Here is a 14,567-nt window from a genome sequence, read left to right on the forward strand (position 1 = left end):
TGTGTCCCTCCACCTGAGCTACCGGGCCGACCCGGGTAATCCGTGGTTCTCCTGGCAGTACGTGCGGGACAACTCTGACACGATCCTGGCCGCGCTGCGTGAGCACACCTGGCTGACCGCCCGGGCCGTGGTGATCGCCGCGCTGGTGGCGCTGCCACTCGCGGTGCTCGCGTACTGGTTCCGGTCGTTGTCGGCCTCCATCCTTGCGCTGACCGGGGTGCTCTACACCGTCCCGTCGCTGGCGCTGTTCGCCTTCCTCGCGCCCTACCTGGGCATCGGCGCGATCACCGTGCTCACCGTGGTGGCGCTGTACGCGCTGCTGGTCATCGTGCGCAACGCGCTGGCCGGGCTGAACCAGGTGCCGCCGGAGGTGCGGGAGGCCGCCGAGGGCATGGGGTACGGCCGGTGGGGGCGGCTGTTCCGGATCGAGCTGCCGCTGGCGCTGCCCGGCGTCCTCACCGGCGTACGGCTGGCGACGGTGTCGACTGTCGCGCTGGTCACGGTGGGGGTGGTGGTCGGCCGGGGCGGGCTCGGCCAGCTCATCTTCGCCGGCTTCCAGAACAACTTCTACAAGGCACAGATCATGACCGGCACGGTGCTGTGCGTGCTGCTGGCGCTGGTGCTGGACCTGGTGCTGGCCGGCGTGGGCCGCCTGCTCACCCCGTGGCTGCGCGGGAGGTCCGCCCGGTGAACCCCGTCGAGCAGGCGGTCGTCTGGCTGAACGACCCGCTGAACTGGACCAATCCCGGCGGCGTGCTGGACCGCCTCGGCGAGCACCTGAGCATGTCCGCCCTGGCGGTGCTGCTCGGATGCCTGGTGGCCTGGCCGATCGGCCTCTGGCTCGGGCACAGCGGCCGGGGCGGCGGGCTGGTGCTGCTGGTCTCCAACGTCACGCTGGCGATCCCGACCCTGGCCCTGCTGACCATCCTCCCGCTGACCTTCCTCGGCTTCGGCCGGCCGGCGGTGGTGGTGGCGCTCGCGGTCTTCGCGGTGCCGCCGCTGCTGGCGAACGCGTACACCGGGGTGCGGCAGGCCGACCCGGAGGCGCGGGACGCGGCACATGGGATGGGGCTGTCCGGCGGGCAGGTGCTGCGCCGGGTGGAGCTGCCGCTTGCCGTGCCCTACCTGGCGGCCGGTTTCCGTACCGCGGCCGTGCAGGTGGTGGCCACCGCCGCGCTGGCCTCGTTCGTCAACGGCGGCGGGCTGGGCCAGATCATCCGCGCCGGCTTCGGGCTCGACATCGCCGCCGGCGGCGGCCAGATCATCGCCGGCGGGGTGCTGGTCGCCGGGCTGGCGCTGCTCGTCGAGGGGCTGCTCGCGATCGTGGAGCGGCTCGTCACGCCGCGTCCGCTGCGCCCGGTCCGCCGCCGGGCGAACCGCCGCGCGACGGCTGCGACGACCGGAAGTTGAGCCGCCGGTGACGATCGGGTGACGAAAACCGCTCCGAGTTTGTCGGTCGGGTCCGGAGGATATTGGCTGGAGTCGCGGGTGGCCGTCCGGTTCGCCCGTCGGACACGCGGCCGGCCCGACGGGTCGCGCCGGGACACGGAAGGCGGGCACTCATGCGTGCGCGTACACGACTGGTCGCGGGGGCGTTCGGCGCACTCACCGCGGCCGCTCTCCTCACCGGCTGCGGCGACGCCGGCTCGTCCGGCACCGACGCGCCCGAGCAGGGCGCCTCGGGGGCCGGCTGTGCCCCGGTGGCGGGCGACCAGCTCGTCGTCCTGACCGACGACAAGAAGCTCCAGAACACCGACAACGTCATTCCCGCGATCAACGCGAAGGCGGCCACGCCGCAGCTCGTCGCCGCGCTGGACAAGGTCTCCGCGAAGCTCGACACCCCGAAGCTGATCCAGCTCAACCGGGCGGTCGACGTCGACCGCAAGACGCCCCAGGCGGCGGCGAAGGAGTTCGCGTCCGCCAACGGCGTGACCGACGGGATCGAGAAGGGCCCGGGCGGCCAGATCACCGTCGGCGCCGGCAACTTCAGCGAGAGCCAGACCATCGCCGAGCTCTACAAGATCGCGCTGGAGGCGGCGGGCTACCAGGTCAAGGTGCAGACGATCGGCAACCGGGAGCTGTACGGCCCGGCCCTGGAGAAGGGGCAGATCCAGGTCGTCCCGGAGTACGCCGCCACCATGGCGGAGTTCCTCAACACCAAGGCCAACGGCAAGGACGCCCAGCCCGTCTCCTCACCGGAGCTGGACAAGACGGTCGCCGCGCTGAAGACCGAGGGCGACAAGGCCGGCCTGGTCTTCGGCCAGCCGTCCCAGGCGCAGGACCAGAACGCGTTCGCGGTGACCAAGGCGTTCGCCGACAAGTACGGCGTGTCCACGCTCTCCGAGCTGGCCGCGAAGTGCTCCGGGCAGGCCACCGTGCTCGCCGGTCCGCCGGAGTGCCCGCAGCGGCCGAAGTGCCAGGCCGGTCTGGTCGAGGTCTACGACTTCAAGGCGGGCTCGTTCAGTTCGCTGGACGCGGGCGGCCCGCAGACCAAGAACGCGCTGAAGACCGGCGCCGCGAGCGTCGGCCTGGTCTTCTCCTCCGACGCCGCGCTGGCCACGAGCTGACGCGCCGCGGTCGGCCGGCGCCACGCGCGCCGGCCGGCCGCGCACCCCGGGCGGTTGCCTGCTCAGCAGGCCCGCACATCGAGTCACGCCGACCCGTTCCCCTCAGGTGGAACTCTCGGTACTGTGCTCAGCCATGCCCGCCTCGGTCGCTCCTGCCGACAAGCGCAACCCCACCCCGCTGACAGTCCTGTTCTGGGCCGGTGTGGGGCTGGCGCCGCTGGCCGCGCTCATCCTGCTGATCGCCGACGGCAACGGCTCGCTCCGGTTCGGCGCGGTCCTGGCGATCCTCGCCGTCGTGCTGATCGGCCTGTCCATCGCGCTGCGGCCGGAGGGCGGTTCGGGCGGCGCGGCGTCCGAGGAGTTGCGCGAGGAGCTGGAGCAGCTCCGGCGGGAGCTGCGGGCCGAGATAGTGGCCGCCGCTCAACGCGGCAACCAGGCGCTGGACCAGGCACGCCGGGCGGAGGAGGCGGCCGGGGCGGTGCGGCATCGGCTCGACGCGGCCGCCGCCGGGCTGGCCTCCGCGCCCGCCCAGGATCGCCCGAGCGGCGCGGCCCGGGTGCCGGCCGCCGGGGCGTACGAGGCGGATCGGGGTCACCCGGCCGGTCGCGACGAGGACGAACCGGCTCGTCCGGCGTACTCCGGTGGCCGCTACGGCGGCGAGCCCGACGGCGAACCGCCGCGGGCGGGCCGCCACGACGCCGAGCCGGCGCGGGCGGCGGTACGCCCGCCGGACCGGCCCGGGAGCGGCGTGTACGGGTCGGCGCGCGTGTCCGAACCGGCCGCCCGGCCGGAGTCCCGCCCGGTGGGCGTGGTCCACCACACCGAGACCGTGCACGTCACCACCCGGCACACCATCGTCGGCGGTGGCGCCGAGCCGACCGGCTCCCGGTACGGCGGATTCCCCGGCGGCTGGTCGGACGAGGACCGCTCCCGGGGCGGCGACCCGGCCGATCACCGGGGCGCGGGGCAGCGTGAGCGGGGCCGCGAGGACCGGGCCGACGCGGGATGGACCGGCACGGACGACAGCGGCTGGGGTGCTCCGGCGGGTGGCGAGCGCTCCGGGTACGGCCGCCGGGTCGGGAGTGCGCGGGACGACGGCTTCGGGCCGGGTGACGGGCACTCGCCTGCCGACGCCGGACGCGTGGGCGCCGAGCATCCGTGGGCGGGCGTCGGCGGGGAGCAGGGCTGGTCCGTGGGTGGCCGTTGGTCGGACGACCAGGGCCGGGCTGCGGCCCAGGAGCAGCGACAGTGGTCGGGCGACGACCGGGCCGGCTGGGCGCCGGGCGGCGCGGCCGACGTTCCGGCCTGGCCACCGGCCGCGCGGCACAGCGAACCCGCCGCGCGGCACAGCGAACCGGCCGTCCGGCACAGCGAACCGGCCGCGTCCGGGGCCCTGGACGCGCGGGAAGGCCGGGACCGGGCGGACGGCGACCACTGGTCCGAGCTGCGTGCGAGTAACCGCTGGGCGGCGGTCCGCGACGACGACGCGGGCCGGGAGATCCGCCTCGGGGAGCGACGGGCCGCGATGCACGCCGACAGCGCCGGCACGGAGTACCGGATCGAGGACCGATGGGCGTCGGTGCGCGGCGGCAGGGCGGACGCGGGTGGGCCGGGTGACGGCCACCCGGCGTTGCCGGCCGGCGGGGTGCCGGTGCCGGACGAGTGGCGGCCGCCGACCCAGCGCAGCGGCCAGCCGGAGTGGCGCCAGCCGCCCCCGGAGTGGCGTCAGCCCGAATCGGCGCGCCGCGAGCCCGAATCGGCGCGCCGCGAGCCCGAGCCCGAGCCGCAGTGGCGTCAGCCGGAACCGCAGTGGCGTCCGCCGGAGCCGGAGTGGCGTCCGGCCGATTCGCAGCGCCGCGAGTTCGAGCCGGAGTGGCGTCAACCCGAACCGGAGTGGCGCCAGGGCGAGTCGCAGTGGCGTCCGGCCGAGCCGGAGTGGCGTCAGCCGGAACCGCAGTGGCGTCAGCCGGAACCGGAATGGCGAGGCTCGGAGCGCGGCGCCCACGGCCAGCAGCGGGACACCGCCGACCGCTGGCGCTGAGCGTCCGGGACGGCCGTCACTTGTCGATGTCGCCGACCACGAAGAACATCGAGCCGAGGATGGCGATCAGGTCGGGCACCAGGCAGCCGGGCAGCAGCGACGACAGCGCCTGCACGTTCGCGTACGAGGCGGTGCGCAGCTTCATCCGCCACGGCGTCTTCTCGCCCCGGGACACCAGGTAGTAGCCGTTGATGCCGAGCGGGTTCTCGGTCCAGGCGTACGTGTGCCCCTCCGGCGCCTTCAGCACCTTCGGCAGCCGCGTGTTCACCGGGCCGCTGATCCGGTCCACCCGGTCCAGGCACTGCTCGGCGAGGTCCAGCGAGACGTACACCTGGTCGAGCAGCACCTCGAAGCGGGCGTGACAGTCCCCGGCGGTCTTCGTCACCACGGGCACGTCGAGCTGGTCGTAGGCCAGGTACGGCTCGTCGCGACGCAGGTCGAGGTCGAGCCCGGAGGCGCGGGCGACCGGCCCGGACGCGCCGAACGCGGCGGCGTCGGCGGCGGAGAGCACGCCGACCCCGACGGTACGGGCCAGGAAGATGTCGTTGCGCCGGATCAGGTTGTCCAGGTCGGGCATCCGGCGGCGTACCTCGGCGATGGCGGCGCGGGCGCGTCCGGTCCAGCCGGACGGCACCTCCTCCTTCAGGCCGCCGACCCGGTTGAACATGTAGTGGATCCGGCCGCCGGAGACCTCCTCCATCACCGCCTGGATGGTCTCCCGTTCCCGGAACGCGTAGAACATCGGCGTGATCGCGCCGATCTCCAGCGGGTACGAGCCGAGGAACATCAGGTGGTTGAGCACCCGGTTCAGCTCGGCCAGCGCCATCCGCAGCCAGGTGGCGCGTTCCGGCACCTCCATGCCCATCAGCCGCTCGACCGCGAGTACCACGCCCAGCTCGTTGGAGAACGCCGACAGCCAGTCGTGCCGGTTCGCCAGCACGATGATCTGCCGGTAGTCGCGTACCTCGAAGAGCTTCTCCGCTCCCCGGTGCATGTAGCCGACGATCGGTTCGGCGGCGACCACCCGCTCGCCGTCGAGCACCAGCTTCAGCCGCAGCACGCCGTGCGTCGAGGGGTGCTGCGGCCCGATGTTGAGCACCATGTCGGTGCCGAGCTGCTCACCGCCCGCGCCGGTGCCGACTGTGAGCTCGCGGAGGTCGGCGGCGTCCGTGGTCATGCCCGTCATCGTGCCACGACCGCGTCGAGCGCGACGCCGACCGGCTGCCGCAGCCACAGGTGCCCGCCGAGCCCGGCCGGGTCGGTCAGCTCGGCCGCCGCCGACGCCGCGGCGAGCGCCCGCAGGTAGCCGGCCGGGTCGCGGGAGGCCAGGCTCAGCGGCGGTCGCCCGCCGTCGGCCCCGAGCGCCCGCAGCGCCTCCCGCTGAGAGACCAGGGAGTACGCGCACCGCGCGACCCGCTCACCGGCGGAGGCGACCGAGTCCATGGCGACGTGCGCCGTCACGTCGCACGACCCGTCCGGAACCGGCGGCACCTGCCGCCCACCCCGATACCCGGTCAACGTCCCGTCCAGGGGACGCGAGTCCCGCAGATGCCCGTAGTCCACCGCAAGCGCCAGCCCCCGCGCCACCTTTCCGACGGCCCCCGCCCAGGCCAGATCCCGCCCCACCCCGATCTCCGCCCGCCCACCGCTGCTGCCGCCCCCACCAACGGCGTTGATCAAGGAGTTTGTGTCCTGATCCGAGCTCTCCACGTCCGCAAACTCCTTGATCAACGGGGCGTTGCGCGGGAGGGCAGGGGGCCACCAGTGGGTCAGCCAGGTGGTTTCGGTGGGGGACGGGGGCGGGCCCAGCGTCTCCTCGCCGGTTCTCGGGTTCACCAGGAGGAGGCGCCAGCCTGCCTGGGTGTGGACCGCCACGTCCACCGGGACGTTGTCCAGCCATTCGGTGGCCAGGAGCAGGCCGGTGATGCCGTCGGGGATGTCGGTTCGCCAGTCGATCTCCGGAGGCAGGTCCGGCGGGCGGGTGGCTCGTTCCACTGCCACCGGGTGGATCCGGGCGGACAGCTCGGGTGCGGCCCGGGCCAGCAGGGCCCGGAGCAGTTCGCCCCGGCCCGCGCCCACGTCCACCACGTCCAGCCGGTCCGGGTGGCCCAGCGCCGCGTCCACCGCTTCGAGTTGCCGCAGCATGCAGGCGGCGAAGACGGGTGAGGCGTGCACGCTCGTGCGGAAGTGCGCGGCTGGGCCGGCGCCGGAGACGAAGAACCCGTCCGGCCCGTACAACGCCTGCTCCATCGCGTCGCGCCAGCGCAGCGGGGTGGTCACCCGCCGACCCTACGGGACGTACCCGAAAGTGCGGTTTGCCCGCCCCCGCAGCGGCCTCTTCGGGCGGCCGGTGAAGGTTTTCACACCTTCTTGTTTCCGGTCTGTCACCCGGGCGCATACTTGCCATCGACCGGTACCCCCTTCGAGGACTGGATCGCCGCCATGAGCGCACCGCTGCGCCACCGGGCCACCGCTGCCCCGCTCGTCTTCCCGCGTACCCTCGCCGTCGGCGTGCTCGGCGCCGGCCGGGTCGGCGCCACGCTGGGCGCGGCTCTCGCCGCCGCCGGCCACCGCGTGGTCGCCGCGTCCGGCGCCTCGGGCGCGACAGGGGCCCGGCTGGCGCTGCTGCTGCCCGAGACCCCGCACCGCGTCGCGTCCGAGGTGGCGCGTGCCGCCACCGACCTGCTGATCGTCGCCGTCCCCGACGACGCGCTCGCGGGCGTGATCGCCGACCTGGCCGCGAGCGGCGCGCTGCGCCCCGGCCAGGTGGTGGCGCACACGTCCGGCGCGCACGGGCTGGCCGTGCTGGCCCCGGCCGCCGAGGCCGGCGCCCGGCCGCTCGCGCTGCACCCGGCGATGACCTTCACCGGTACGCCGGACGACCTGTCCCGCCTGTCCGGCATCTCGTACGGCGTGACCGCCCCGGCCGAGCTGCGCGCGTTCGCGGCCCGGCTGGTGGCCGACCTGGGCGGTGTGCCGGAGTGGGTCGGCGAGACCGACCGGCCGCTCTACCACGCGGCGCTTGCGCACGGCGCGAACCACCTGGTGACGCTGGTCAACGAGGCGTCGGACCGGCTGCGTGACGCCGGGGTGGAGCGGCCGGAGAAGGTGCTCGCCCCGCTGCTGCGGGCCGCGCTGGAGAACGCGCTGCGGTTGGGCGACGACGCGCTGACCGGCCCGGTGTCGCGGGGCGACGCGGGCACCGTACGCCGGCATCTGGACCGGCTGGCGCGGAGCGCGCCGGAATCCGTACCCGCGTATCTGGCGTTGGCACGACGGACGGCGGACCGCGCCGTCGCGGTCGGCCGCCTGCGCCCGGCGGACGCGGCCGCCCTCCGGGACGTGCTGGACGGAATCGAGGTGGCGGCCTGATGGCCGAGGTGCTGCACACGCGCAAGGAGCTGGCGGCCGCCCGCGAGGCGATGACCGGCACGGTCGGCGTGGTGATGACCATGGGCGCGCTGCACGCCGGGCACGAGATGCTGCTGCGGGCCGCCCGCGAGCGGGCCGACCACGTCATCGTGACGATCTTCGTGAACCCGCTGCAGTTCGGCCCGAACGAGGACTTCGACCGCTACCCGCGCACGCTCGACACGGACCTGGAGATCTGCCGCCGGGTGGGGGTGGACGCGGTGTTCGCGCCGCCGGTGGCCGAGATGTACCCGGAGGGGCAGCCGACGGTACGGCTGAACCCGGGGCCGCTCGGCGAGGACCTGGAGGGTCTGAGCCGTCCCGGCTTCTTCCACGGCGTGCTCACGGTGGTCATGAAGCTGCTCCAGCTCACGCAGCCCGACCTGGCCTTCTTCGGCGAGAAGGACTACCAGCAGCTCACCCTGGTGCGCCGGATGGTCCGCGACCTCGACGTGCCGACCGAGATCGTCGGCGTGCCGACCGTACGCGAGCCGGACGGCCTGGCCCTGTCCAGCCGCAACCGTTACCTGTCGGCGGCGGAGCGGGAGGCGGCGCTGAGCCTGTCCGTCGCGCTGCGGGCCGGGGCGGCGGCGGCCGAGCGGGGCGAGGACGCGGGCGCGGTGCTCGCGGCCGCCCACCGGGCCTTCGACAACCCGGCCGCCCGCCTCGACTACCTGGTGCTCACCGACACCGAGCTGGAGCCCGGCCCGGTCACCGGCCCGGCCCGGCTGCTGATCGCGGCCTGGGTCGGCGCCACCCGCCTGATCGACAACACGGCGATCCACCTCGCGCCGCGTCCCTGACCCCACCACGAATGCGGAAAGGCACCCCGATGTTCCGGACCATGCTCAAGTCGAAGATCCATCGCGCCACCGTGACCCAGGCCGACCTGCACTACGTCGGCTCGGTGACTGTGGACGAGGATCTGCTCGACGCGGCGGACCTGCTCCCCGGCGAGCAGGTGGCGATCGTGGACATCACGAACGGCGCGCGGCTGGAGACGTACGTGATCCCGGGGCGGCGGGGCAGCGGCGTGATCGGCATCAACGGCGCCGCCGCGCACCTGGTGCACCCCGGTGACCTGGTCATCCTCATCTCGTACGGTCAGATGGACGACGCCGAGGCCCGCACGTATCGCCCGAAGGTGGTCCACGTCGACGCCGACAACAGGGTCGTGGACCTGACCGCCGACCCGGCCACGGCCGCCCCCGGCACCGCAGGCGCCCCCGTCCCCAACCCCCTCGCCGCCTCTCCCCGTTGATCTTGCAGTCGCGGCCCCTCCGCCACCCCTTTCGGGCGGTTTGTCAGGGCGGTTAGTGCAAGATCGGCGGGGCGCAAGGGCGGGGAACGCGGTCTGTCACCGGAAGGTCATTTTCGGCTACCCTGGGCGGACCGTCGGGGATCGACGGTCGTCGGCTGGGGGAGGCCGCGATGCGCCGTGCGATGAGCTTCCTGGTCGCCGCGATGGTCGCGAGCGCCGCTCTGACCGGCTGCGCCGGCACCGGCGGGCTGGACGGCGACCTCGCCGACGACTGGCCTGCGATGGCCGCACCCGGGCCGTTCACCCCGGCCGCAGAGGTCTGCCAGGTCGCCGACTTCATCCCGAGCGTCGGCCTGTCCGCGTACGCGCCGGTCGGCTGCGAACTGCCGCACCGGGTGGAGACCGTGCACGTCGGGGCGTTCACCGCCGACCGGGCCGAGCCGCCGTCGCTCGCCTCACCGGAGATGCGTACCGCGTTCGCCGACTGCGACAAACGGGCCAGCGGGTACGTGGGTGACGACTGGCGCGCCGGACGCCTCCGGCTGGCGGTGGCGGTGCCGACCGCCCTCGGCTGGACGGCCGGCTCCCGCTGGTACCGGTGCGACCTGACCGAGCTGACCACGGTCGAGGCGGCGGCCACCGTGGTCACCCGTACCGGCAGCCTGCGCGACGCGCTCAAGCCGCCCTCCCCGCTGCGGCTGGGCTGCCAGCGCACCACCCGGGAGGCGGGCCGGGTGCAGCGGCTCACCCCGGTCGACTGCGCTGTCGCGCACGACGCGGAGTTCGTCGGCGTGTGGGCCGCGCCGGACCGCCCGTACCCGAAGAAGCCGGAGGACTGGGTTCCCCTCTACGACGGCTGCTTCGCCGTGATCGCCCGCTACGCCGGGGTGCCCGCCGACGCGTTCCTGCGCTACCGCAGCGACGTGGTGGTCCGCCCGCCCGCCGCCGGTCGCTGGGCGGTCGGCGACCGGGGCGTGCGCTGCTACCTGTGGCTCAGCGACCGTACGGTGACCACCTCGCTCAAGGGCGCCGGACCGGCTGCCCTGCCGCGCCGGACGAGGTAGCCGAGGGCACTCGTCACGCCCCCCGCGCCCGAGCCGAGTTCGCTTCGGGTTGACTGTGCTCATGGACCTACCCACCGTCGACCTGCCGACGCTGCCCCGGCTGCTCGCCGCGCCCGCCCCCGGGTGGGTGGAGACGACAGACGTGATCGTGGTCGGCTCCGGCGTGGCCGGGCTGACCGCCGCGCTGCACCTGCGCGAGGCGGGTCTGCACGTCACGGTGGTCACCAAGGTCGACATGGACGAGGGTTCGACGCGCTGGGCGCAGGGCGGCATCGCCGCCGTACTGGACCCGGCGGACACGCCGGACGCGCACGCGTACGACACCGAGGTGGCCGGCGTCGGCCTCTGCGACCCGGCGGCGGTCCGCGCGCTCGTGGCCGAGGGCCCGACCCGGCTGCGCGAGCTGATGCGGATCGGGGCGGAGTTCGACCGCAACGCGGACGGGTCGCTGATGCTGACCCGGGAGGGCGGCCACCGCGCCGACCGGATCGTGCACGCCGGCGGTGACGCCACCGGCGCGGAGGTGCAGCGGGCGCTGCACGACGCGGTACGCCGCGACCCGTGGATCCGGCTGGTCGAGCACGCGCTGGTGCTGGACCTGCTGCGCGCCCCCGGCGACGGGCCGGGCGGGCTCGGCCCGGCCTGCGGGATCACGCTGCACGTGCTCGGCGAGGGCAGCGAGGACGGCGTCGGCGCGATCCTCGGCCGCGCGGTGGTGCTGGCCACCGGCGGGATGGGGCAGATCTTCGCCGCCACCACCAACCCGGCGGTCTCCACCGGCGACGGGGTGGCGCTGGCGCTGCGCGCCGGCGCGGCCGTCACCGACGTGGAGTTCGTGCAGTTCCACCCGACCGCGCTGATCGTGCCGCCCGGCGGGCCGGGCGCGGGGCTGGCCCAGCAGCCGCTGGTCTCCGAGGCGCTGCGCGGCGAGGGCGCGCACCTGGTCGACGGCGACGGCAAGCGGTTCATGGTGGGCCAGCACGAACTGGCCGAGCTGGCGCCCCGGGACGTGGTCGCCAAGGGCATCCACCGGGTGCTGCTCGCGTCCGGAGCGGACCACGTGTTCCTGGACGCCCGGCACCTCGGCGGTGACTTCCTGGCCCGGCGGTTCCCCACCATCGTCGCGTCGTGCCTGGCCATCGGCGTGGACCCGGCGACCGACCTGATCCCGGTCGCGCCGGCCGCCCACTACGCCTCCGGCGGCGTCCGGACCGACCTGCGCGGCCGTACCTCAATCCCCGGCCTGTACGCCTGCGGCGAGGTCGCCTGCACCGGCGTGCACGGCGCGAACCGGCTGGCCAGCAACTCGCTGCTGGAAGGGCTGGTCTTCTCCCGCCGGATCGCCGAGGACATCGCCGCCGGGCTGCCCGAGCAGGCCCGCCCGGCGGAGACCGGCGCCTGGATCGGCGGCCCGGGCGCGCTGGTGCCGGCGTCCGGCACGGCGGAACTGCAACGGGCGATGACGCGGGGCGCGGGCGTGCTCCGGTCGGCGCGGACGCTGGAGGCCACCGCCGCCGCGCTCACCGGGCTGGGCGCGGGGCGGGGCGTGCCGCGTACCGCCGACTGGGAGGCGACGAACCTGCTCACCGTGGCGTCGACGCTGGTCGCGGCCGCGTACGCCCGGCAGGAGACGCGGGGCTGTCACTGGCGGGAGGACTTCCCGACGGCCGACGAGCGGTGGCTGGGCCACCTGGTGGCCGAGGTGGGTACGGACGGCCGGGTGGCCGAGCGCTGGGAGGAGAAGCACTCATGAGGGAGTCGACGGAGCAGGCGCTGCGCGACGGTGGCCTGGACCCGGAGCGGGTCCGGCGGATCATTCTGGACACGCTGCACGAGGACCTCGGGCCCGACTTCCTCGACGTCACGAGCGTCGCCACCATCCCGGACGAGCAGCAGGACACGGCCGATCTGGTGGCGCGCGCCGACGGCGTGGTGGCCGGGCTGCCGGTGGCCGCCGCCGTGTTCGAGCTGGTCGCCGACGTGACCGGCGCCGGGCGTACGGTCGAGGTGTCGGTGGTGGCCCACGACGGGCAGCGGGTGGCGCGCGGCGACGTGCTGGCCACTGTGACCGGCCCGACCCGGCTGCTGCTGACCGCCGAGCGGACGGCGCTGAACCTGCTGTCCCGCATGTCCGGCGTGGCGACGCACACCCGGGCCTGGGCCGACGAGCTGGCCGGTACGAAGGCGACGGTGCTGGACACCCGCAAGACCACGCCGGGCCTGCGGGCGCTGGAGAAGTACGCGGTCCGGGCCGGTGGCGGCACCAACAAGCGGATGGGCCTGTACGACGTCGCCATGATCAAGGACAACCACAAGGTCGCCGCGGGCGGGATCAGCGCCGCGTTCCGCCGGGTCCGGGAGGCGTTCCCCGACGTCCCGGTGCAGGTCGAGGTGGACACGCCGGCCGAGGCGGTGGAGGCGGTCGAGGCGGGCGCGAAGTTCCTGCTGCTGGACAACATGACCCCGGCGCAGCTGCGCGAGGTGGTGGCGTCGGTGGGCGACCGGGCGGAGCTGGAGGCCACCGGCGGGCTGACGCTGCCGATGGCCGCCGAGTACGGCGCGACCGGCGTCGACTTCCTCTCCGTCGGCGCGCTCACCCACTCCTCGCCGATCCTGGACATCGCCCTCGACCTGCGCGACGTCTAGGCTGCCGCTGTGCTGCTCTGCATCGACATCGGAAACACGAACACCGTGCTGGCGACCTTCGACGGCGACAAGCTGGTGCACTCGTGGCGCATCAAGACCGACGCCCGCTCCACCGCGGACGAACTGGGACTGATGTTCCGCGGGCTGCTCGCCGGTGACGCTGTGGAGATCACCGGGGTGGCCGCCTGCTCGACAGTGCCGGCCGCGCTGCGCTCGCTGCGCACCATGCTCGACAGGTACTACGCCGACCTGCCCAGCGTGATCGTCGAGCCCGGCGTCCGCACCGGCGTCCAGCTCGCCATCGACAACCCGAAGGAGGTGGGCGCGGACCGCGTGGTGAACACGCTTGCCGCGTACACGCTCTACGGCGGGCCGTCGATCGTGGTGGACTTCGGCACCACCACCAACTTCGACGTGATCAGCAGCCGGGGGGAGTTCCTCGGCGGGGCGTTCGCGCCGGGCATCGAGATCTCCTTCGACGCGCTGGCCGCCCGCGCCGCGCAGTTGCGCAAGGTGGAGGCGACCCGCCCGCGCTCGGTGATCGGCAAGAACACGGTCGAGTGTCTCCAGGCCGGGCTCTACTTCGGCTTCGCCGGTCAGGTGGACCGCATCGTCGAGCGGATGTCCGAGGAACTGGGCGGGGTCAAGGCGGTCATCGCCACCGGCGGCCTGGCGTCGCTGGTGCTCGGCGAGTGCCACACCATCACCCACCACGAGCCGATGATCACGCTGATCGGCCTGCGGATGGTCTACGACCGCAACACCTGAGGTGCAAGGAAGGGCCCCCTGTTAACGCCTCCGGTAGAGGAGGGGCCCCTTTTTAACGCCGCCGGGCCCGGAGCACCATCGTGCGGTAGGGCAGCTCGACCGTCTCCCGGCCGGCCAGGTCGGGGTGGGTGGCGAACAGCTCCGCCAGCTCCGCGTCCACCCGTCGCCGCTCGTCCGCGTCGGCGGTCAGCCAGAACGAGCGGGTGTGCAGCATGCTCACCACCTCGTCCGGCGTGAGCGTGGTCGCGTGGGCGAACTCGCCGATCTCGACAGCGGTGAAGGCGGCGCCGAAGTCCGCGTACCGCTGCGTCACGTCGCCCGCGTTGTCCCCGAGGTGCGCGATCCGGGTCAGCTCCGCCACCCACCCGACCCGTTCGTCCCGGATGTTCCAGACCGGCGCGAACGTGCCGCTCGGGCGCAGGACGCGCGCGGCCTCGGCGTGCGCCCGCTCCCTGTCGAACCAGTGGTAGGCCTGCCCGACCAGCACCGCGTCCGCCGACCCGTCCGGCAGCGGCACGGCCTCGGCGCTGCCCGCGAGCGCCGTCGTGCCCGGCGTGGCGGCGGCCAGTTGCGCCCGCATCCCCGGATCCGGTTCCACGGGTACGACCTGAGCCACCGTCCCGTCCGCGGTGAGCGCCAGCAGTCCCCGGGTGAGGATGCCGGTGCCCGCGCCGAGGTCGACCACCCGGGCGTCGGACAGCCCGTCCAGTGCCCAGCGCAACGCGGCCCGGGGATAACGGGGACGGAACCGGTCGTACTCGGCCGCGGCGGCGCCGAACGAGAGCGCCGCAGTGGGGTCGGTCATGACG

14 protein-coding genes are annotated in these 14,567 nt (G+C 74.3%); 11 read left to right on the forward strand and 3 right to left on the reverse strand.

What is annotated here, in order from left to right:
* Nucleotide 1 precedes the first annotated feature (1 nt).
* The 4 genes from O7542_RS27655 to O7542_RS27670 all read left to right on the forward strand — a co-directional run bounded on the left by O7542_RS27655 (nucleotide 2) and on the right by O7542_RS27670 (nucleotide 4,608).
* Nucleotides 2–691: an ABC transporter permease gene (locus O7542_RS27655; RefSeq protein WP_064446778.1), complete on the forward strand. Its 690-nt coding sequence runs from the start codon at nucleotides 2–4 to the stop codon at nucleotides 689–691.
* Nucleotides 688–1,410 (forward strand): ABC transporter permease subunit, encoded by a 723-nt coding sequence (locus tag O7542_RS27660; RefSeq protein ID WP_052165690.1) that lies wholly within the window; start codon nucleotides 688–690, stop codon nucleotides 1,408–1,410. Before O7542_RS27655 ends, O7542_RS27660 begins: the two co-directional genes overlap by 4 nt.
* 152 nt (nucleotides 1,411–1,562) lie before the next feature.
* The gene (locus tag O7542_RS27665) at nucleotides 1,563–2,567 is read left to right on the forward strand and encodes a glycine betaine ABC transporter substrate-binding protein (protein WP_043327905.1); all 1,005 of its coding nucleotides are present in this window, start codon (nucleotides 1,563–1,565) and stop codon (nucleotides 2,565–2,567) included.
* A gap of 133 nt (nucleotides 2,568–2,700) precedes the next feature.
* Nucleotides 2,701–4,608, forward strand: coding sequence for a hypothetical protein (locus O7542_RS27670; protein WP_281605413.1), 1,908 nt, complete (start codon nucleotides 2,701–2,703; stop codon nucleotides 4,606–4,608).
* A 16-nt stretch (nucleotides 4,609–4,624) separates the two neighbouring features.
* Here O7542_RS27670 and O7542_RS27675 read toward each other — a convergent pair whose 3' ends face one another.
* Nucleotides 4,625–5,794 (reverse strand): NADH-quinone oxidoreductase subunit D, encoded by a 1,170-nt coding sequence (locus tag O7542_RS27675; RefSeq protein WP_176722867.1) that lies wholly within the window; start codon nucleotides 5,792–5,794, stop codon nucleotides 4,625–4,627.
* Complete coding sequence (locus O7542_RS27680; protein ID WP_069089320.1) at nucleotides 5,791–6,858, reverse strand: SAM-dependent methyltransferase; 1,068 nt, start codon at nucleotides 6,856–6,858, stop codon at nucleotides 5,791–5,793. Before O7542_RS27680 ends, O7542_RS27675 begins: the two co-directional genes overlap by 4 nt.
* A 192-nt stretch (nucleotides 6,859–7,050) precedes the next feature.
* Between O7542_RS27680 and O7542_RS27685 the strand changes: the two genes are divergently transcribed.
* The 7 genes from O7542_RS27685 (at nucleotide 7,051) to O7542_RS27715 (ending at nucleotide 13,758) form a co-directional block, all read left to right on the forward strand.
* Nucleotides 7,051–7,980 carry a DUF2520 domain-containing protein gene (locus tag O7542_RS27685; RefSeq protein ID WP_281605414.1) on the forward strand — a complete coding sequence of 310 codons (930 nt, stop codon included), beginning with the start codon at nucleotides 7,051–7,053 and terminating at the stop codon, nucleotides 7,978–7,980.
* A complete protein-coding gene (panC, locus tag O7542_RS27690; RefSeq protein ID WP_043327909.1) occupies nucleotides 7,980–8,822 on the forward strand; it encodes a pantoate--beta-alanine ligase in 843 nt (280 codons plus the stop codon). Before O7542_RS27685 ends, panC begins: the two co-directional genes overlap by 1 nt.
* 29 nt (nucleotides 8,823–8,851) lie before the next feature.
* A complete protein-coding gene (gene panD, locus O7542_RS27695) occupies nucleotides 8,852–9,280 on the forward strand; it encodes an aspartate 1-decarboxylase (RefSeq protein WP_064446774.1) in 429 nt (142 codons plus the stop codon).
* 170 nt (nucleotides 9,281–9,450) lie between these two features.
* Nucleotides 9,451–10,344, forward strand: a complete 894-nt coding sequence (locus O7542_RS27700; RefSeq protein WP_187694334.1) for a septum formation family protein — start codon at nucleotides 9,451–9,453, stop codon at nucleotides 10,342–10,344.
* A gap of 61 nt (nucleotides 10,345–10,405) precedes the next feature.
* Nucleotides 10,406–12,097 carry an L-aspartate oxidase gene (locus tag O7542_RS27705; protein ID WP_043327912.1) on the forward strand — a complete coding sequence of 564 codons (1,692 nt, stop codon included), beginning with the start codon at nucleotides 10,406–10,408 and terminating at the stop codon, nucleotides 12,095–12,097.
* Nucleotides 12,094–12,990, forward strand: coding sequence for a carboxylating nicotinate-nucleotide diphosphorylase (nadC, locus tag O7542_RS27710; RefSeq protein ID WP_064446772.1), 897 nt, complete (start codon nucleotides 12,094–12,096; stop codon nucleotides 12,988–12,990). The genes O7542_RS27705 and nadC overlap by 4 nt, the downstream gene beginning before the upstream one ends.
* 9 nt (nucleotides 12,991–12,999) lie before the next feature.
* Nucleotides 13,000–13,758 (forward strand): type III pantothenate kinase, encoded by a 759-nt coding sequence (locus O7542_RS27715; protein WP_030504826.1) that lies wholly within the window; start codon nucleotides 13,000–13,002, stop codon nucleotides 13,756–13,758.
* A gap of 52 nt (nucleotides 13,759–13,810) precedes the next feature.
* Here the strand turns inward: O7542_RS27715 and O7542_RS27720 are convergent, their stop codons facing one another.
* Complete coding sequence (locus O7542_RS27720; protein ID WP_281605415.1) at nucleotides 13,811–14,563, reverse strand: class I SAM-dependent methyltransferase; 753 nt, start codon at nucleotides 14,561–14,563, stop codon at nucleotides 13,811–13,813.
* Nucleotides 14,564–14,567: the final 4 nt, after the last annotated feature.

Origin of the sequence: Micromonospora sp. WMMC264 (genome assembly GCF_027497275.1) — a bacterium.
Classification (GTDB): domain Bacteria; phylum Actinomycetota; class Actinomycetes; order Mycobacteriales; family Micromonosporaceae; genus Micromonospora; species Micromonospora chalcea.